Source organism: Mucilaginibacter sp., assembly GCF_041660805.1.
Classification (GTDB): Bacteria; Bacteroidota; Bacteroidia; order Sphingobacteriales; family Sphingobacteriaceae; genus Mucilaginibacter.
On sequence record NZ_JBAZVP010000005.1, the window covers coordinates 255,344 to 274,622 of the forward strand.

The following is a 19,279-nucleotide window of genomic DNA, read 5'->3' on the forward strand; positions in this document are numbered from 1 at the left end:
CAAATTTGGATTTCGTCAAAGGTAATTGGCGCCAACTACCTTGCTCCTTAATCGGGCAGTCCATCAAATTAAAGCCTGTCGAAAAAGGCACGGATATACCGGTCTATCTCAGCTGTGTTATCGTCAAGCGCAAAGTGTCCCGCATCGAGGATATGAATTTCACAGCCCGGTATTTCCTTTTTGTAAGCTTCCGCGCCAGCGGTTGTAAAGGACGGATCATATTTACCCCAAACAACCAGCATAGGCGGTTGATACTTCCGCAGATAGGTTTGGTACTTGGGGTAAGATGCCACATTGTTCTGGTAATCGTAAAACAGGTCTAGTTGAATTTCTAATTCACCGGGTTTATTGATCCAGGTCAGCTCGTCATTCCAGGTATCAGGGTCGATCAGTTCCGGATGCGGGTTAGTGCCGATATGTCTTTGCTTGGTAGCCTCAGGAGAGGTAAGACTTTTCATTAGGGCCGGCTCGTTAGCCGCTCTGTCTTTCCAATAAGCCCGTCGTTTCTCCCATAATGGCGACAAGCCTTCCTCATGAGAAACAGCATTTTGTATAATGATCGAGGTTACTCGTTCCGGATGCGCAATGGCCAGGCGCATACCGATGGGGCCGCCGTAATCCTGAAGAAACAGCGAATATTTTTGTAGGCCGATTGCCATGGTGAACTGGTCTACAATTTCGGCAATATGATCAAAAGTATACTTGAATTTACTGGCCGGAGGCGTATCGCTGTTTCCAAATCCCGGGTAATCCGGGGCAATAAGATGGAATCTGTCAGCTAAAGATGTTATCAGGGTATTGTACATCCTGGACGAGGATGGAAATCCGTGCAACAGCAAGATGGTCGGCGCATCCGGCGATCCTGCTTCACGATAGAAGATCTTGATGCCGTTGATCACAACGGTTTTATGCCTGGTCTTTACTGGGTTTTCAGTATTGGATTTACTGCCTGTTGTTTTCAATGCCGGAGGATTAGCGACATTTTGTGCGCGTATTTCCAACGGATAGGTACCTAATAGCCCAATGCCAATGATAAATGTGCTTAACTTTTTCAAATTCGTCATGTTGCTGTTTAAAAATTAATTGTTTCTTTTCGGTTGTACGGTTGGCTGTTAAAGAGATGCCGGCAACCTCACGCATAGCTCGAATAGCTACTTTTTAAATGAAGCTGCCACGGCTAACAACTCGTCAGACGATGCAGAACCTTCAACTTTCTTTTTCAGGCTGCCATCAGCATTAAAAAAAAGCAAAGTTGGTGTCGCCCGGATCGGGTAGGATTGCTGAAGTTGTTTTCCCGCAGGCGAATCGATATCAATAGCTACGTTCAATAAGTCTTCATTAAAGGAGTCGCCTAATTCTTTCTTCACGAGGACCTCTTTCTCCATTTGCTTACATGTAGGACACCACGATGCATGTGCGAATACAAACAATGGCTTATTTTCCTTTTTCGCAGTTTCCAGGGCCTCGTGAAGCGTTAATCCCTTAAAGTTTATCCCTTCCTTGGAACTTAGCAACGGCTTATATTTCATTTTGCAAGCGGTCATGAATATGACGGCCGTAATTGCCACTAAGGCTAGGATGGATCTGATCGATCTTGTTTTCATATCTGTTATCTATTTGTTGTAATCAGGGAGAAACGACTCCTTTTAAGTTCAATTTCTTTGTTATTAATTTAAACGCGATGACCATGCCGGTCAATAAAAATGTTCCGCCCAGGATCCAGTTGATCAAATGGTGCTTTGCTTTTAACGTTTCCATCAAAAAGTTACCCGCGATCGCGTAAATAGAAAAGGCTACTGCTGTTCCTGAACCTATTGCCCCTATATAAATATTATAGGATGTGTTGTTAGCTTGCAGTAATCCCCGGCCTCTCAGCACCGCCGACCAGCTCATCCAGAAGGGAAGGTGAAGCGGGTTGAGCAGGCTCAACACCAATCCGGAATAAAAAGCATGCATCCCTGCAAAAGGCAAAACATCTACAAAGTCCGTCATATGGTAGGCTGCGCTCAGCGTCAGGTAGGCAAGAAAAAATATTCCGGCGCACATTAAAATACTCAGCGCGAGGAACAACTTTTGTAAGTGTGCCAGTTTTTCAATTAAGGTAAGCGCCAACCGAACGACAATTACTTCCACAAGTATGGCTGCTATACCGAACTCAAAACCGTCGAGAAATCTTCCTTGGAGCGTATAGCTGGCTACGGTAGTGTTTAGTGTACCGATCGACAGGGCGCCAAGGAAGCTAATACTCCAGCCCACAAGAAAAAGGCGTAGGTTCCTGCGGTGACTCATGATACGATCTTAAAATATTCACTGTTTTTCTTCAGCATCGTCCAACCTTCACGAAAGGTAAGGTAGGGGATACCTCTTTGCTTGTGATTTTTCGCCGCAATTTCATAAAGTATCTTCCAATGACGAATAATTTCCGACCATCCAAAAAGCAGGCTATGTGAGGGGTCATAAATATGCGTTGGCTCGCTGCCAGCTCCATTGAGTTCGACGATCTGGAACTTTTTACCACTTTCCAGGTCGTCCCAGTTATCGTACATCACATCCAGACGGCCAAAATAGAAATCCGGTATTTGGCGGCAAAAAGCGTCGAAGGATATATTAAATTTCTCGGTGATCAAATGACTGAGATCTATGAATTTGGCCCCACGCGCATGATTTCCGTAGGGTACAAGTGTCCGGTTTTCGCCGTCGGGAAGAACGTCATCCAGCTTCGATCCCAACATTTTCTCCAATACCCTGTATTGTAACACAAAACGGGGTTCCGCTAATAAAAGGTCTCCAATGGTTGATCGGCCGTCTCCTTTGATCTGCAAAAATTCTTTGCCTACGATCCCGGTGATACGGCCGTGTTTTTCACCCGGAAGGCGACAATAAAATATGCCAACTTCGTTTTTGTAAGGTATCAGTTCCTGAACAAGGTAATCAACAGGCGTTTCGCTGGCATATTCCTGCAATTCGCTGGCCGAATGAACAAGTTTTACCCGGATACCTCTGCCGCCAATATCAGGCTTGGCGATCAATGGGTAGCTTAACCGTTCACCGGCTAATACAGCTGCCAGTTCCGCCCAATTTGTATCACTGCTGAACCGTAAAGTCTTTGGAACGTACTGTTTTGGTATAAGAGGGTAGATCGCCGCTTTACTTTCCATTGTAAACCCACTATTTTCAATCAGCGGATTTGCTGTACTAAAGAAGAAGAAAGAACGCGCTTTAAGGCTTAACCAAAACCAGTAAAATATAATCGGGCCATATAAAGCATTAAATGACCAGAACTCCCAATGAAATAATCGGATGAGCGCTGTTCGGATGGCTAATTTTAACTTTGTTGGCCGTTGAAAATGATGCCGGACATGCGGTAGTATAGGCATTTCATCTACAGTTTCATTACCTGAACGTAAGTCAAGATGTGTCATTGATAACTTATCGGAGCTACGGAAAAGGCTGGTGATGCTTACAGTTCCTATTTTTCCCGCTCTGTCGATAATTAAACTATGGTTTTGGTTACCATCCCCGCCGGATTTATGAAAGGAAAGAATTTCTTCCGTTGTGATGGGATTACCGCGTCCGCACCAATCATTAAACCATTCTTCCCGTAATCGGCGGGAGTCTTTATTATAAAGAGTGGCTGAAGACCAGATATAGGTATTCCTTTCATCCAGCACACGTATATGTTTCGTTAACCCATCCCACCGGGATTCTACGAATTGACTTCCGGTATGCAGAATACAGGTAAAGGGCTCGATGCCGTCAAGGTTCATTGTCCTAAAAAATTGATCAGGAAACGCTGAACGAATAATTTCGATCAATATCAAACCTCTGCTTTTAAAGTAAGGTGGGGTCGCGTCATGTTTCTCAAAGGCGCCGTTGAGCAGAACGATCACATTGCCATTGCTTTTTCCAACGATCCAGCTCCCGTTCTTATCTGCGTCTTTGGGATAAAGCAAAGAGAATTCCGCGTCACTATATACTTTTGGCGGCAAAGCCGTACTTCTCCGTGAGCTTTCGTCGCGGTTAGAGGTAAGAAAAAAACCATTACTTCCCGGCACATAGGTTACCGTGCACATGTCTGCCTGTATTTCAATGTGGATGTTGCTACGCCAAATTCCGCAGGAATATTGATCATAGTCGTGGCTTCGACGCCAATTCTGATCAAGGCCATATGATGGACCATGTGCTCCATATTATAAACCAGTTCGCGGCTATAGTTTGTAGGTACCGAAACTGCAGAAGTAGATGAGTTTCCGTATTCTGCACGTAAATTGATCTCCCGCTCTGGTTTTTCAACCAAACCGCCGATCTGCTGCATCATTTCAACAGCGAAGAATTTATCCGATTCAATGCGATGGTCGCGTTCCCGCCGGTCATAATCGACGGTACCGTTTTCGTAGCCCTTATTAAGCTCAATAAAGAATTCCAGGATATGACGCGTATGTTGGCCGATCGTAGCATTTGCTAATATTTTTACAGGAGATGTGTATGCTTTATTATTGAGCAGCTCAATCACAAATTGTAATTGCTCTAATAAATTCAGCACTGGTGCTTTCAGTTGCATAGTTATTTGGTATTAATCATTTTTAAAAAAGGGATAAAGCCGAAAAGCTGTCGTCTGAAGATCACCAGCAAAATTGCTGCTGTGACAAAAACGATCAGCGCCAGCAGGAACAACATCCCGCCGTCGTTCTGAACGACGATACCTAATTTGGTCAGATGAAAGAAGATGGCTCCGGCCATTACGCCAACGGCCAATAATGCGCCTAAAGAGGTCGTTTTTGGCACCAGGATAAGTATGGCAGCAATAAGCTCCAACGAGCCAATCCCAAGCCTTCCCCAGGGCTCAAGACCAAGTTTTGAAAATATATAGACCGACTCAGGGGCAGCCATGAATTTAAAATACAGGGTCTGCAGCATGATAACTGCTGCTGCAAGGCGTAACACCCAGATCGTTACGTTTAGTGAAGTCGTCATATTGTTATGAGGTTAATGTTTTATGTAGTTTCAAGTTTTTGTCGCAAGACATCAAGCGCTGCAACGGCGATCTCTACACCGACAGCTTTTTTGGTTTTCAGCGGCAGCCTGTTATATCTCAATAATTGATCGATGATCGTGATCTTGTTCGTGTCAAAGCCGAATGTTGCGCCGGTGTCACGGGTAGAATTAAGAATAACCAGGTCTAAATTCTTTCTTTGAAGTTTGGAAACGGCATTCTGATCTTCCTCATTCGTTTCCAGCGCGAAGCCAACTGCTACCTGTGTTTCCTTTTTTTGCCGGCCAAATTCATAAGCGATATCGACATTCTTGACCATGAGCAGGTTAAATTCCTCGTCGGACTTTTTTAACTTCTCCTGATGCACGATCGCGGGCTTGTAATCTGCGACCGCAGCCGCAAAGACCGCTACCGCAACCTGGTCGAAATGACCGGAACAGGCGGCATGCATCTCATCTGCTGTATTGATCTGTACAACAGTTAGATCAGGGTGTTCGAGTGCGATATTTACCGGCCCGGAAACAAGGACTACCGGATAACCCAGATCCAAAAAAGCTTCGGCGATCGCGTAACCCATTTTTCCTGACGAGTGATTGGTTATATACCGTATAGGATCTATGGCTTCCCTTGTTGGACCCGCCGTGATCAATACTGCTCGTTTTTCTTTATCCATTTACATTAAGGAGTATATAGGGGCCGACGGTATTTTGCCGGCCCTCTAAAAAATTAGTTTTTGTCTTTTAGCGTAGGCCAGTTCGTGTCCGCCTTCTTGATGAAATTTTCCTGATCTTTCACCCACAGTTCTTTCACTTTGGGATTGTAATTGAAATAGAGTTTTTCATTTACAACTGTCCAGGTCTCGGTTTGGGTCGGGGCTTTATGACCTGAACCATCAGAAGCACCATAGGCACAATAGCCGCCGTATTGAGGCGCGTATTTATCCGGATTCGCCTTGAAAGCTTCCATATCAGCGCTGTTAGCGAAAAGCCAGGTGGCATTTTTCCATTGGTAACTCAGGCTGTCCGAGCCTTTAACAGCTTTAGATTCTTTAAAGAAGGCCACAGGGTCATAACCTTTGATCGCCTTTCCGCCCGGAGCGAAGATCTCTTGTTTTTGCGCATACGCCTGGATTACGGTGAAGATTGCCAGGACTGTGATGATTAGGGTACGTTTCATTGTTGTGTTGATTTATCGTGAGTAGTTGATGAGCTGTACAAGGCACAGCGATTTATTTATTGGTCTTGATCCAGTTAGCATCGGCTTTAGCTTTTAGGTTAGCCTCGTCCTTATTCCATGATTTTTTGGTGTTGTTGAAAAACTGGTTATAAAACAGGTAAAGTTTCCCGTCTACCAGCTTGAAAGTTTCAGGGTCAATACTTACTTTTTCGCCTGTGGCGCCCATAGCGTAGGCGCACCAACCGCCGTATTGTGGCAGGTATTTTTCCGGATCAGCCTTAAAGAGCTCCCTGTCTTTAGCCGATGCAAAGCGATAGGTCACGCCATTGTTCACCAGCGTGATCTCTTTTTTGCCTTCCATGGCCTTATTGGCTGTAAAATAGGCGACCGGATCATATCCCTCGATCGCCAGACCGTTTTTATCAAGATTAAAGTTGCTGGTCGTTACTTTTTGGGCAAGGCAAACCGTTATACTAAAACTTAATACTGCTAAAGCAAATAATTTTTTCATTTCCTTAAGAATTCGTTATGTTTTCCTGCTTTGTCGTAATCAGTTCTAATTCCTTACATCCTTGTTAATGTTTTTTTTGCCATCGTGGAATCAGCTTAAATTTGGGGTTGACAAGAAGGCTATGAAGGCGGTAAAGTTGTGATCGGGCGATGCAGGCTAAAAACAAAACCGCGACCCATTGATTGATCAAGGGATCGCGGTTTCAAATCGCGGCATATCAATTTAGTCTATGTCAACGATAAATTTTCTGAAGGGGGGGGACTTATTTGGAAGCGAGAATATCAACCTGTTCAATCACCGGGTCTGAGGCCAGTAGTTCTGGAGCCTGCGCCATCAGTGCCTTGGCTATCTCGCCCCCTAAATGTGCTTTTCTGCCATCTTCCGTTTCAAAAGTATCAAAGATACCAAAGGTTGACGGACCTATACGCAAAGCAAACCAGCTTACCGTTTCGGTTTCCTGTTGTGCAAGCGGTAAAGCTCCCTTGATGAAATTTTCCACTTCTTGTTCTTTTCCTGATTTAGCCTCAAGCCTTGCCAGTAACGCAAACTTTACCATAGTTAGATTTTTTGGTTTTAATGGTTATTAAATATTGATGACTCGACATAAAGAACCTTCAGGTTATTTATGATCTGAGACGTAATGAACTAATTCTGAATGTGCAAGCCAGCCGGGATCCACCTGCGGCGCTGTCTATATTGCGGTCTACCTTCAGGGTAATGTTTATTTACTTTGGGAGCTCAAAAAAAAACGGAGAAGCATATTAGCTCCTCCGTCGAACAATCAAACAACACTTACATCTTCGTAGTATCTTTTTTCATTTTCCCGTTATCCATTTTTTTACCTGACATCTTTTTGTCTGCCATCTTTCCGTCAGACATTTTTTTATCAGACATCATTTTGTCAGCCATCTTTCCGTCAGACATTTTTTTATCGGACATCATTTTATCAGCCATCTTTTTGTCAGCCATTTTTCCGTCAGACATTTTGCTTCCGGCCATTTTATCGTGCGCCATCTTTGATTTCGGATGGCTCATTTTTGATTTGGCCATTTTGGATGTGTCTGACCCCATCTTGCTTTGCAATGGAGCTGCAACTACTGTACCACTGAAAAGGATCACCGCTGCTGCAGCGGCTAATACTGATTTTAAACTTTTTGTTTTCATTCGTTTTTCTGTCTTAGTCGCCCGATGCTGGTTAACCTTACAGATTTATCGAAGTTTTTCTGCGAACGCAGATATGCTTAATGCTCATTCATCTTTTTATCAATGATCTCCTGTAAATGCTTTTTATAATCTTCATCCAAATGTTTTTCATCAGCTCCGCCCATCAGGTTTTTCACCATTTGATTGATCATGAGGCTTTGCTTTTCAAATGTCCGGCAAATACTGCAGCCGGCCAGATGTATTTTAAGTTCCAGCTTTTCCCGGATATTGATCTCGCCGGTCTGTTTTTTTTCGATAAGAAATGTCGCCTTTTTGCAATTGTAGGCGATCTTAGTTAACTCATTCATAATCATTAATTAAATCCAATTTTTTTGAAGACAAGCCCTCAGATTCACCTTGGTACGGTGCATGATCACCCAATAATTGGAAGCCGATACCGACAAGGAGCTACAGATCACCTCCGTAGATTCATCATCCACATGCTTCATGGAGAAAACGGCCAGCCATAATGATGGTAATTTTCCCATACATGTTTTCAGGATACCGCTCAGCTCCTTATTTATAAGTGGATCAACATGGTCGGTCATAAAATCGACCGGCCGGTGATCGTCACGCCAATGCCCGTTTGAAGCCTCAAAAAAATCCTCGTGAGCCTTTGCTTCTTCATCTTCAGATCTCCGTACCTCAAGTCCGGAGGATTTTTTCCGGTAAGCATCAACGATTTTGTTTTTTAAAATAGCGGTCAGCCATGTTCTTTCCGAGCTTTTTCCCTGGAACGCCTCGAGCTTCTCTAATCCGGCAAGAAATGTTTCCTGTACCAGGTCCCGGGCCAGTTCCTCATCATTCAATCGTGCTATGGCGAAACTATACAGGTAATCCGCATAGCGACTAACCCACAGTTTCGCATTTAGGCTTTGCGTTTCCACGCCGCCTTCATTATATCCATTTGACATATACTTAAGTGATTGTTCATGATCTTAGTCGTATGTTCTGCTTATTCCTTACGGTTTTCCTGAAAATTTATTACTTTAACGATAACCGTATTTTGCCGACAGATTGTTAAGAGATATATGAATAATTTGTCGCATATCGCGATTGGAATAGCATTAATAAAAAGGCTGCCTCAATGGAGACAGCCTCTTCCCGCTACCGGTGATGAATCATTTAATATAAAATTTCAATCTCAACACATCTTTCTTAATATTCGAGGATCATCACAGAGTATTAGATTTATCCTGCCGACTTAAAAGGCGATGGTGTACTGAAAGTTGATAACAGCACTCCGTGTCAGTCCGTCAGGCCTCTCTTTGCGTACAATAAACGGTGTTCCTACAAAAACTTCGATCTGGTTACCATTCTTCAATTGTTTGGTGGCTACGATACTGCCGTTCAAAGTAAGCCCCCGTGATCCCGCGATGCCGGTTCTTTGCCCAAACCTGTTCTCGTATGAATCGTTGCCGACATGGTAAATGCCAGATAAACTCGGTTTTAAAATAATGGAGGATTGCTGCAGGAAAATATAATACCCTACCCGGGCAAGCACATCGCTTTTACGCTTGAATTGATTGGTCGGAGCAAACTCCAATGCTCTCGGGTCGCTAAATTCATCCGGGAAATAGGTGCTTTTGTTTACCTGTATAACCGGGACCTGGATCGCTGCGTTGAACTCCCACCGGCGATCAATAATGTAATTTATTCCGCCAATGGCGTCATAGGTACCAATGCTGGCCTGGTAATCAAGTGGTAAGGGCTTTCCCTCACTGTTTTTTGAATTGCCATAGCTGACCGGGACTTTTATACCTCCGACCAGGCTTAGGCTGTTGGCATCACTTACCTTAGGCGAATAATTAAAGGTGGCATAAACATCCCCTACATTAAACGCACTTCCTAGAAACCCGGTCGCATAGGTGCCGGTGATCTTGGACTGGAATGCGAGGGTGTTGTTAAGCTTTACGGCGTATTCGGCATAACCATTTATCGTGCTGGTGTTCTGCTCACCACGCCCATAGTTGATACCAAGGCTGAACCGCCGTTTTTTTGCCCCCGATAATGAATCGTTTTCAATGTGATTTTTTAAGGAACCCAGACTGCAAAAGCCGGCATCACTGCAACCCTGTCCAAATCCTTTAATACTGATAGCCATAGTTACCAGACATGCTAAAAAATATTTCATCGTTTAAAGTTTAATAGGTGAGTTTTGCATAACCGAATAAATGACTGAACTGTTGACAATAGATCAGGGCGTAGGTATAATCTTTCACATCTGCACCGGCAGGTATGTCGTATAGCTGATCTCCGCTGGTGGACTTTAATGAACCCAGGTTTACAAAACCTACCGGGTTCTGTTCTTTACTGAGGTATACCTTTAGATCGGGCCCGTTACTGCTATTGAAATTTTCGAGTGCGAGCTGGTATTTACCATTGGTCAGATATATCCGGGCAGTGCCGGTAACCGCGCCATAAGGGCCGTTAGCGAAACCGCTGCTATTGCTTTGGGGCGCGGATACGGCAGGGTCTACTTTTTCATTTAAGGCACTGGTTGGCGTGCTCTCTTTTTTGCAACCAGCCGCGACAGCGGCGGTCAGCAGAAATAGCAAGCAGGGTACAAAGAGTTTTTTCATTTTCATACAGTCTTGATTTTAAGGTTTTCCTCATTGGTCGGAGCTTTACGACAAACCTTACAGTTGCGGTAACAATAATATTACTGTTGTATAGTGAAACAAGCAGGAATAATGAAATAGCTCATCGGTTTTCATAATGTATTTATCTGGTGATCAGTAGTTAAGATGGTCATCATATGGCTAAATGCGTTGCCAGCATACGCTATTATGTTTACGCATTGGCCAGCTTCAACGGGATTTTGCAGTTGCGTTGATAGTGCTTAATAACCCCTTAAACCAAAAAAGACCGCCTCATTTTTGAGGCAGTCTTTTCGTTTGATGCATTACACTTACTTGATCGTTACTTTAATGATCTTAGCTATTTCCGGCAATGTGGTAAACGAATTTGGATTCGGAACAACCGCGATCGGCTTGCTTTCTTTTAAAGGAGTCCCCGCCAGATTAAATTGTGTTATACCTGCACCGGGAAATTGATTGACCGCTGTGCCGTTGTCAAATAGCTGGATCGTATTAGATACGTCTCCTTTTTGAGTGGCGTCAATGCCGTTATCGGTTGATGCAAAGAACCAATCGTTCGAGAAGCCATACATGGTTGCGATCGCCAGACGATCACCTTTAGCAGCCGAAAATTCGGTTGAGACCACACCACCTTGCTGACCTCCGATCACTGGTAGCAATACCCTTGTGGTAGGAGCAGGCAATACATATACCTGTTTTACACCGGGAAATGTCTTGAGATAGGCAGCAAGCGTATCAGCATTGCCTTGCTGAGCCAGTGGTTTCAAACCTTCGCCCCGGTCATTTTCGCCAATTTTATAGATAGGATTATCTATACCATTATATATGACAACTAAGATAGGCGAAAGCGGTGTAAAAATGCCGGTAATGCCTTTAACATAAGATGAAAGCACAGCGTTATCGCCCGCTTCCGCGATATTCGTTAAGCCATTGGCTGTAGGCTTACCAGCCTGATAAATAATGAAATGCTGTAAGGTATTTGATCGGTCTCCGACTAAAGCGGAAACAAATAAAAATACTATGGAACCATTTAAAGTCCTTCCACGTGAGGAGGTATCTATTAAAAACCAGGGATTATACGATAATCTAAGGGCTGGCTTAGGCGTTGTGCCAAATCTCTACACCGTTCTGGCGCACTCCGAAAACGCGTTGGAAGCTTACATAAATCTGGAAAATGCCCCAACCTCTCTAAGCACCAAAGAAGTCGAGGTCGTAAATCTGGTTGTTAGTCAATCTAATGATTGTATTTACTGCCTCAGCGCGCATAGTGTCATCGCCAAAAATGCCGGTTTCTCAGGCGACGAAATCATCGGATTCCGTAAGGGGCACAGCAAAACAGACGTGAAACTGGATAATCTTGCCCGCTTTACCAAAAGTTTGACAGAACGCAATGGGCATGTTCCCAGGTCGCTATTGGAAGCGTTTTTTGATGCCGGTTACTCGAAAGAAAATCTGGTCGATGTCATCATGCTGATAGGTGACCGAACCATCAGCAATATTTTACACGCAGTAACAAAAGTGCCCGTAGATTTTCCGTTAGCTGCTGAGCTCACCGCAGACTAATACCTAAGGCGTACAAAGCTGTTTCCTATTGCAGCAGCTTTGTATTTTACCGTGTTAGACAATAATAGAGTTATAACTGCCCGTTTATGCCAGGAGTGGCTTGGAAACGTAAAAAATTCAAGTTTAGCTTCTTTTTGAAAGTCATTAAAGATAAGTAATTGAAGTGCTTGTCTGTGCGGCTCCGATAAAGCTGCGGGCAAAATGGATTTATGGTTCATAAGCGGGGAGCTGGCATTCAGGGAATGCGTGCTTTGGCTTGGATCCCTAGGACAATTTATTACCGTCGATCTTATTTTAACAAATGAAGCATATTTTATTAGTTGAGGACGATCCTGAGATCACCCGGCTATTACAGTTACATTATAAGGAACCAAATTATGCGCTTACGGCTACCGCCAGTGGTGCCGATGGCCTGGAGAAAGCGTTGACCGGTAATTACGACCTGGTTATACTGGACCTGACCCTGCCGGATCTGGAAGGTATGGAGGTTTGCAAAGGTATCAGGGATCATAAGGTTGCCGGCGCTATCCTTATACTTACTTCAAAATCAGAAGAGATCGATAAGGTGCTCGCCCTGGAACTCGGCGCAGATGATTATGTGACCAAGCCTTTCGGTGTCCGGGAGCTGATGGCCCGTACAAAAGCGCTTATCAGGCGGTCCGAACAAGCGCCCCAACAGATGGCTGAGCCCCAAAAAGAGATCGTGGTCAAAGATCTAGCCGTTGACCTCAATTTAAGAAAGGCTTCCTTAAAGGGCGACCGCCTGGAACTAACACCAAAAGAATTCGACCTGCTTGTTTTATTGGCCTCCAATCCCGGCAAGGCCTTTACGCGGCAGGAATTGCTCGAACAGGTTTGGGGATATACATTTTCCGGGTATGAACATACGGTGACAGCACACATCAACCGGCTCAGGATCAAAATAGAGACTAATTTGGATCAACCGGAATATATATTGACCAGCTGGGGCATCGGCTATAGATTTATCGGATGAGAAAGAGATTCACAGGTATTTTTTCGCGGCTTGGGCTCTTGATCTTTATCGTCATCACGACGTTGGGTGTGCTATTTGTTGTCGTCACCTATAATGCGACCAGCGACTATTATCAGGCTAGTACGCAATTGCTGAATAAGGACATCGCCGGACATATCGCTAAACTTTCCGAACCTTATTCCAAAGAAGGTATTGACCATAACAAGGCAGATTCAGTTTTTAACAGCACGATGATTATCAGCCCGAACACGGAGGTCTATTTTCTGGATACGATGGGCAACGTCAAATATTATTACGCGCCGGACTCGCTGATCAAAGAACGGAAGGTGCCGGTGGATAAGATCGAAACCTATCTAAGCGATAACCTGCACCTGATCAAGAATGCCGATCCAAGAGATCCCGGTACGCCAAAGATCTTCTCAGCGGCCCCGGTAAACTTTCATGACCAGAAGGTCGGTTATATTTATGTGATCCTCGCCGGCATGGAATATCGCAGTGTAGCAGAATTCGTATTTAAGTCCCAGATCGGCGGCTGGGCGACAAAAATGTTTTTTATTATCATTCTGGCAACCGTCGTCTTTAGCTTTTTTTATACGTCGCGTCTGCAAAAGCGGTACAACCACGTGATTCATATACTCGACCAGTTCCGGGATGGCAACCTGAATGTCAGGTTTACCATCGGCGAGAAGGACGAGTTTTTTCCTATTGCCGATGCTTTTAATAAAATGGTGGCGATGCTGGACGATAATTTTACCAAACTAAAGCTGCTGGAAGGCGAGCGCAGAATCTTTCTGGCCAATATCTCGCATGACCTGCGCACGCCTTTGGCGGTCGCAAGGGGCTATACCGAAACCTTGTTGATCGACGGCAGCATCAGCAGGCCGGAACAGGAAAGCCATCTTGAAATGGCACTGAACAAAATGATGCAGGTAGAAAAGTTAGTGTTGCAGCTTTTTGAGCTCTCCAGGATGGAATCCGTTGACTTTACGCCGCAAAAAGAACCCTTTGTGTTTTCAGAAGTATTGCAGGAGATCATCCGCGGAACTGAATTACAGGCAAGATCCAAAACTATCCGGATCGATTGTGAAAACTGTGAAGACAGCACACTGATCGACGCTGATATCAGCATGATGGAAAGGGTTCTTCAAAACTTGCTAGAGAACGCATTGAAGTACACCGATGAGAACGGCTATATCAGGATCGCTTTATCCCGTGAAACCGGGCATCTTATCATGCGAATAGAAAATAGCGGCGCCCTGCTGTCGCTACAACTCTCAGACTGGATCAATGATGATACCGGGGAAGATACCATTAAAAGGCCCAGAGAGGCCGGATTGGGACTCGCCCTCGTCAAACGGATGCTGCGTTTGCACAATTTCAGCTTTGCCTACTTCGAGGCGGAGAAAAAAAACGCTAACTGCTTTACGGTTATTATGGATAGTTACATAAGATCAATATCCTGAGGCAGCTGATTCCTGGAATACGAAATGGGGCATTCGAATGGCTGATTGCCTCGATTTTGTGCGATATTTTATATAACAAATAACTAAAAAAAGTACCATAAACGGAGGATACGTTATACTTCTGTGATAACTTGTAAGGCCTTAATGAGCGAGTTTTGGAGACATAAAGTTTTCAGCTACGCTCATGAAAAAAATCAGTATAATTCTCCTCAAAAAACTACCGGTATTACTGGTATTGTTTTGCCTGCTATCCGTTAAGGTTGTTGCAAGCCCTTCCGTTCAGGCTGATTCCGTTAGTACATCCGACTTACAATTCACGCCAATTACTACGGATGACGCCGATACCCAGGCGACGGCTACGGTACGATCAAACGCTTCGAAGAATGCATCGCCGAAAGTTCAAGTGCCCGCAGCTTCTGCAAACGCGCCACTCAGTTTATGGACCATATTCATAGCGGGGTTTGTTGGCGGGCTGGCGGCTTTATTGCTTCCTTGTATCTTCCCGATGTTGCCGCTTACTGTCGGCTTTTTTACCAAGCGGCACAGCGATCCCAGAAAGGGGATCCTGGATGCGGTCGTTTATGGTCTTTCCATCATCCTGATCTATGTAGGCCTGGGCATGCTGATCACCGTGATCTTTGGGGCGGATGCTTTAAATGCCCTTTCGACGAACGGGATATTCAACTTTGTTTTCTTCCTGTTGTTAGTGGTGTTCGCTGCGTCCTTTTTTGGTGCATTTGAAATAACCCTGCCGAATAAATGGGCGAATAAAGCCGAAGAAAACACCGAAAAGAAGGGATTTGCCGGCATATTTTTCATGGCAGCCGCGCTTGCTTTGGTTTCTTTTAGTTGTACCGGGCCGATCATCGGCACACTATTGGTGCAGGCAGCAACCTCAGGGGCTCGGCTGGGCCCGGCAGTTGGGATGCTAGGCTTTTCTATCGCCCTGGCATTTCCATTTGTATTATTCGCATTGTTCCCTTCCTGGTTGAACAACCTCCCAAAATCGGGCGGCTGGTTGAACAGCGTTAAGGTTTTCCTGGGCTTTCTGGAACTGGCGCTTTCTTTAAAGTTCCTGAGCAATGTGGACTTAACTTACCATTGGCATCTGTTTGACCGCGAAGTTTTCCTGGTACTGTGGATCGTGATCGCTGCATTGACGGGTTTCTACCTGTTGGGTAAACTAAAATTCAGTCATGACAGCGACGTTGCCTATATCTCTGTACCAAGGCTTTTCCTCGCTATTATAGTTTTGTCTTTTTCCGTCTATATGGTGCCGGGCTTGTGGGGGGCGCCATTGAAATCAATCGCCGCTTTTTTACCGCCACAATCCGGCCAGGACTTTGATCTGTACACGCCGACTTTATCAGGCGGCAACAGTAATGTCACCGGTGCAGTGCCTGAAGACCAGACCCCGCATAAGTATGCGAACCTATTTGACAAACCTTTGAACCTAAACCCCTTCTTCGACTACAAAGAGGGTATTGCTTATGCGCAAAAAGTGAACAAACCGGTTATCATTGATTTTACCGGACATGCTTGTGTGAACTGCCGTAAAATGGAAGCGACCGTATGGCCGGATAAAAAGATACTGCCATTGCTGAAAGACAGCTATGTGCTGATCCAGCTTTATGTGGACGATAAAACCAAGCTTCCTGCAAACGAACAATACGTCAGCAGTTTCAGTCACAGGAAGGTGACCAGTATCGGAGCGCTCAACAGTGACATCCAGGCCACCAAATTCAACACCAACTCACAGCCTTATTATGTATTGCTGAACCCCGCAACTGAAACGCCGCTGGTCACACCGGAAGGCGCCGATTATGACCCGGACGCTTATTACAACTACCTGCGATCCGGCTTAGATCATTTTAATAACCAATAATGGATCATGAAAAATAAACTAATCATACCCGGCCTGATGATAAGCGCTTTTCTGTTTTCGTGCAAGGATAACACCACGTTCACGATCAACGGAACGATCCTACATCCGGCTAAGAGAGGCTTCATTTTCCTTTTGCAGGCCGACAGCACCGCTCAATTTAAAGTGGTTGATTCAGTCCGCTTAATGGGTGACGGCAGTTTCGAACTTAAAAGAAGTTCGGCCTACACAGACCTGTATAAGCTAAAGACCGATAGCAACCAATTTGACCTCATCGCCGGTAATGGCGATGACATTGAATTCCATACTGATCTTAATGACAGACATCACGCTTATACCGTCAGCGGCTCAGACGCCTCCCAACAGGTCAAGGCATTTAATGAATTTAGCAAGGCTTACACAGACAGGAACAATAAGGTGGTTGCCGAGTTTCAGCAAAGATCACAAGTAAGCGGCCAGCGACCCGATTCGCTTTTGAAGATCTATATGCCTGTCTTCCAAAAAAATCTGTCTAATTACAGTAATGCCGTATTGAAATTTATCGAAGATAATAAAGGATCCCTTGCTGCCTTTTATGCCGCAACAGCGCTGGATCCGGTAAAATATGAACAGCAGCTCATCGCGTATGCGGATGACGTTCGGGACAACGGCGCATTAAACAAGAACCCTGTGGTGCATAGCTTTGTTGCAGCGATGGCCAAGGCGAAACCCTTGTCTGTGGGCCACCCGGCACCTGATTTTACCATCAGCAGCATCGACAATAAACGGATAAGGTTATCCGATTATAAAGGCAAATATGTGATGATCGATTTTTGGGCCTCCTGGTGCGTACCCTGCCGGCAGGAAAATCCCAATGTTTTAACCCAGTATCAAAGGTTTCACGGAAAAGGGCTCGATATACTCGGTGTTTCTCTGGATATGGATAAGGCCGCCTGGCAAAAGGCCGTCAACGACGACCATCTGGGATGGGCCCAGGCTTCAGACCTGAAGAGTTTTGAAGGAACGGCAGAACAACTTTACCAGATCCGGGCCATTCCTTCCAATTTTATTATCGATCCGCAGGGAAAGATCATTGCCAAAAATGTGCGGGGAACAGACCTTGCAGATTTTCTGAATAAAACTATCCAACAATAATAATTAAACTCCATACATAAAAAGATGAAAAAGATCATATGTTATATCCTGTTATCTGTAACAACCGCCTGTTCTGCTTTCGCGTCACCGCCTCGAGAAAAGGGAAATGCTAAAGCTGCAAGGCTGGACACCGCTACCCTGGCGACAGGCTGCTTCTGGTGTACAGAAGCCAAATTCAAAGAACTGCGCGGTGTGGTAAAAGTCACATCCGGCTTTATCGGGGGACATACCGCCAATCCAACCTATGAGCAGGTTTGTACCGGTACGACCGGTCACGCCGAAGCCTGTAATATCGTATATGACCCAACCCAGATCAGCTTTGATGAGCTATTACAGGTGTTCTTTACCGTTCACGATCCTACCCAGTTAAACCGCCAGGGAAATGATGTAGGCACACAATACCGTTCCGCCGTTTTTTACCATAATGCCGTTCAAAAGCAAAAATCGGAGTATTATATTAAAAAGATCAACGAGGAAAAAGCTTATCCAAAACCGGTAGTGACCCAGGTCGCACCCTTTAGCGTTTTCTACAAGGCAGAAGGATATCACCAGGATTATTTTAGCAGAAACGGTGATGCACCTTATTGCAAGTATGTCATACAGCCCGAGCTGGAAAAATTCAGAAAAGCATTCGCCAATAAATTAAAAATTGCTAAAAAATAAGAGCATGAGATCAGTTATCATCATAGCGGTTTTGTTATTCGCCATCACCGGCGGCGCATTTGCGCAAAACCTGAAGTCATCAAGCGGGCATGGGAATAATCCCTACTATTCCAATACGGATACTAAAAAACTGAATGTGTCCAACACCGAATGGAAAAGGATCCTTCCTTCGGGGCTGTATGCGACCGCCCGGGAACAAGCAACTGAAAAGCCCTTTACCGGGAAATTCTGGAATGCCAACGCCAAAGGCACTTATTACTGTGCAGTTTGTGGCAATCAGCTTTTCCGGTCAGATGCTAAATTCTCCAGCACCTGCGGTTGGCCCAGTTTTTTTGAACCAACCCGTAAGAACAGTGTAATTTATCATGAGGACCAGTCGCATGGTTTGGACAGGACAGAGGTGAACTGCGCCCGCTGCAGTTCGCACCTGGGCCACATTTTTGACGACGGCCCGCCACCCACTTACAAAAGGTATTGCATGAACTCGGTATCGCTGGAATTTCAGCCGGATAAATAAATAACGAACCTATTTTAAAATTACAACAAATGAAAAAAATTCTATTAATGATAGCCGCCGTCCTGATCGGATCGCAGGCCTTCAGCCAGATCGAGAAGCCCGTTAAATGGTCGTTTGCCATAAAAAAGGAAAGTAACACCGAAGCGACCGTCTTTTTAAAGGCTGATATACAGAACAGCTGGCATATTTATTCACTGGATCAGAAAGAAGGCGGCCCGATAAAAACCTCCTTCACTTTTCTGCCCGGCGCGGACTATGCGCTGATCGGGAAAACCAGTCAGCCGCAGCCACATACCAAGTTCGAGAGTGCCTTCAATATGAAGGTGTCTTACTTTGAGCGCTCTGTTATCTTTCAGCAAAAGATCCGCTTGAAGTCGGGGACAGGGGTCTTGCATGGTAAACTGGAATTCATGACCTGTAATGACAAAAAATGCCTGCCGCCAGAGAACCTGGATTTTTCGATCAAGCTATAAACTTCATAATAAAATGTCATCAGCAACTGAACACGTTAAATGCCTGATCATCGGATCAGGCCCGGCAGGCTATACCGCCGCAATATATGCGGCTCGGGCAGACCTGC

24 protein-coding genes are annotated in these 19,279 nt (G+C 44.9%); 8 read left to right on the plus strand and 16 right to left on the minus strand.

What is annotated here, in order from left to right; all coding sequences use genetic code 11:
• Nucleotides 1–68 precede the first annotated feature (68 nt).
• The 16 genes from WC743_RS10105 to WC743_RS10180 form a co-directional block, all read right to left on the minus strand.
• Entirely contained in the window at nucleotides 69–1,064 is a 996-nt protein-coding gene (locus WC743_RS10105; RefSeq protein WP_373011846.1) for an alpha/beta fold hydrolase, read from the minus strand.
• A gap of 87 nt (nucleotides 1,065–1,151) precedes the next feature.
• The gene (locus tag WC743_RS10110; protein ID WP_373011847.1) at nucleotides 1,152–1,529 is read right to left on the minus strand and encodes a thioredoxin family protein; all 378 of its coding nucleotides are present in this window, start codon (nucleotides 1,527–1,529) and stop codon (nucleotides 1,152–1,154) included.
• A 97-nt stretch (nucleotides 1,530–1,626) separates the two neighbouring features.
• A complete protein-coding gene (locus WC743_RS10115; RefSeq protein WP_373011848.1) occupies nucleotides 1,627–2,289 on the minus strand; it encodes a LysE family translocator in 663 nt (220 codons plus the stop codon).
• Entirely contained in the window at nucleotides 2,286–4,073 is a 1,788-nt protein-coding gene (locus tag WC743_RS10120) for an NRDE family protein (RefSeq protein WP_373011849.1), read from the minus strand. Before WC743_RS10120 ends, WC743_RS10115 begins: the two co-directional genes overlap by 4 nt.
• Entirely contained in the window at nucleotides 4,061–4,561 is a 501-nt protein-coding gene (locus tag WC743_RS10125; RefSeq protein WP_373011850.1) for a hypothetical protein, read from the minus strand. The genes WC743_RS10120 and WC743_RS10125 overlap by 13 nt, the downstream gene beginning before the upstream one ends.
• Nucleotides 4,562–4,563: 2 nt before the next feature.
• Nucleotides 4,564–4,974: a DoxX family protein gene (locus WC743_RS10130; protein ID WP_373011851.1), complete on the minus strand. Its 411-nt coding sequence runs from the start codon at nucleotides 4,972–4,974 to the stop codon at nucleotides 4,564–4,566.
• A 20-nt stretch (nucleotides 4,975–4,994) separates the two neighbouring features.
• Nucleotides 4,995–5,666, minus strand: coding sequence for a phosphopantothenoylcysteine decarboxylase (locus tag WC743_RS10135; RefSeq protein ID WP_373011852.1), 672 nt, complete (start codon nucleotides 5,664–5,666; stop codon nucleotides 4,995–4,997).
• Between the two features lie 53 nt (nucleotides 5,667–5,719).
• Entirely contained in the window at nucleotides 5,720–6,169 is a 450-nt protein-coding gene (locus tag WC743_RS10140) for a YHS domain-containing (seleno)protein (RefSeq protein WP_373011853.1), read from the minus strand.
• A gap of 52 nt (nucleotides 6,170–6,221) precedes the next feature.
• On the minus strand, nucleotides 6,222–6,680 hold the full coding sequence (locus tag WC743_RS10145; RefSeq protein ID WP_373011855.1) for a YHS domain-containing (seleno)protein: 459 nt from the start codon (nucleotides 6,678–6,680) through the stop codon (nucleotides 6,222–6,224).
• Nucleotides 6,681–6,942: 262 nt separating this feature from the next.
• Entirely contained in the window at nucleotides 6,943–7,236 is a 294-nt protein-coding gene (locus tag WC743_RS10150) for a putative quinol monooxygenase (protein ID WP_373011856.1), read from the minus strand.
• Between the two features lie 236 nt (nucleotides 7,237–7,472).
• The gene (locus tag WC743_RS10155) at nucleotides 7,473–7,844 is read right to left on the minus strand and encodes a hypothetical protein (RefSeq protein WP_373011857.1); all 372 of its coding nucleotides are present in this window, start codon (nucleotides 7,842–7,844) and stop codon (nucleotides 7,473–7,475) included.
• Between the two features lie 77 nt (nucleotides 7,845–7,921).
• Entirely contained in the window at nucleotides 7,922–8,191 is a 270-nt protein-coding gene (locus WC743_RS10160) for a hypothetical protein (protein WP_373011858.1), read from the minus strand.
• A gap of 9 nt (nucleotides 8,192–8,200) precedes the next feature.
• A complete protein-coding gene (locus WC743_RS10165; RefSeq protein WP_373011859.1) occupies nucleotides 8,201–8,797 on the minus strand; it encodes a sigma-70 family RNA polymerase sigma factor in 597 nt (198 codons plus the stop codon).
• Between the two features lie 290 nt (nucleotides 8,798–9,087).
• Entirely contained in the window at nucleotides 9,088–10,017 is a 930-nt protein-coding gene (locus tag WC743_RS10170; RefSeq protein ID WP_373011860.1) for a hypothetical protein, read from the minus strand.
• A gap of 10 nt (nucleotides 10,018–10,027) precedes the next feature.
• The gene (locus WC743_RS10175) at nucleotides 10,028–10,471 is read right to left on the minus strand and encodes a DM13 domain-containing protein (RefSeq protein WP_373011861.1); all 444 of its coding nucleotides are present in this window, start codon (nucleotides 10,469–10,471) and stop codon (nucleotides 10,028–10,030) included.
• A gap of 323 nt (nucleotides 10,472–10,794) precedes the next feature.
• Nucleotides 10,795–11,376: a spondin domain-containing protein gene (locus WC743_RS10180; protein WP_373011862.1), complete on the minus strand. Its 582-nt coding sequence runs from the start codon at nucleotides 11,374–11,376 to the stop codon at nucleotides 10,795–10,797.
• Between the two features lie 127 nt (nucleotides 11,377–11,503).
• Between WC743_RS10180 and WC743_RS10185 the strand changes: the two genes are divergently transcribed.
• The 8 genes from WC743_RS10185 (at nucleotide 11,504) to WC743_RS10220 (ending at nucleotide 19,172) form a co-directional block, all read left to right on the plus strand.
• Complete coding sequence (locus tag WC743_RS10185; protein WP_373011864.1) at nucleotides 11,504–12,046, plus strand: carboxymuconolactone decarboxylase family protein; 543 nt, start codon at nucleotides 11,504–11,506, stop codon at nucleotides 12,044–12,046.
• Nucleotides 12,047–12,347: 301 nt separating this feature from the next.
• A complete protein-coding gene (locus tag WC743_RS10190; RefSeq protein WP_373011865.1) occupies nucleotides 12,348–13,040 on the plus strand; it encodes a response regulator transcription factor in 693 nt (230 codons plus the stop codon).
• Complete coding sequence (locus WC743_RS10195) at nucleotides 13,037–14,503, plus strand: histidine kinase dimerization/phospho-acceptor domain-containing protein (RefSeq protein WP_373011867.1); 1,467 nt, start codon at nucleotides 13,037–13,039, stop codon at nucleotides 14,501–14,503. Before WC743_RS10190 ends, WC743_RS10195 begins: the two co-directional genes overlap by 4 nt.
• Nucleotides 14,504–14,687: 184 nt before the next feature.
• Nucleotides 14,688–16,388 (plus strand): protein-disulfide reductase DsbD family protein, encoded by a 1,701-nt coding sequence (locus WC743_RS10200; protein WP_373011868.1) that lies wholly within the window; start codon nucleotides 14,688–14,690, stop codon nucleotides 16,386–16,388.
• A gap of 6 nt (nucleotides 16,389–16,394) precedes the next feature.
• Nucleotides 16,395–17,519, plus strand: coding sequence for a redoxin domain-containing protein (locus tag WC743_RS10205; protein ID WP_373011869.1), 1,125 nt, complete (start codon nucleotides 16,395–16,397; stop codon nucleotides 17,517–17,519).
• A 24-nt stretch (nucleotides 17,520–17,543) separates the two neighbouring features.
• The gene (msrA, locus tag WC743_RS10210; protein WP_373011870.1) at nucleotides 17,544–18,182 is read left to right on the plus strand and encodes a peptide-methionine (S)-S-oxide reductase MsrA; all 639 of its coding nucleotides are present in this window, start codon (nucleotides 17,544–17,546) and stop codon (nucleotides 18,180–18,182) included.
• Nucleotides 18,183–18,186: 4 nt separating this feature from the next.
• On the plus strand, nucleotides 18,187–18,699 hold the full coding sequence (gene msrB, locus WC743_RS10215) for a peptide-methionine (R)-S-oxide reductase MsrB (RefSeq protein WP_373011871.1): 513 nt from the start codon (nucleotides 18,187–18,189) through the stop codon (nucleotides 18,697–18,699).
• Nucleotides 18,700–18,728: 29 nt separating this feature from the next.
• Complete coding sequence (locus WC743_RS10220; protein ID WP_373011872.1) at nucleotides 18,729–19,172, plus strand: protein-disulfide reductase DsbD domain-containing protein; 444 nt, start codon at nucleotides 18,729–18,731, stop codon at nucleotides 19,170–19,172.
• The last annotated feature ends 107 nt before the right edge of the window (nucleotides 19,173–19,279 follow it).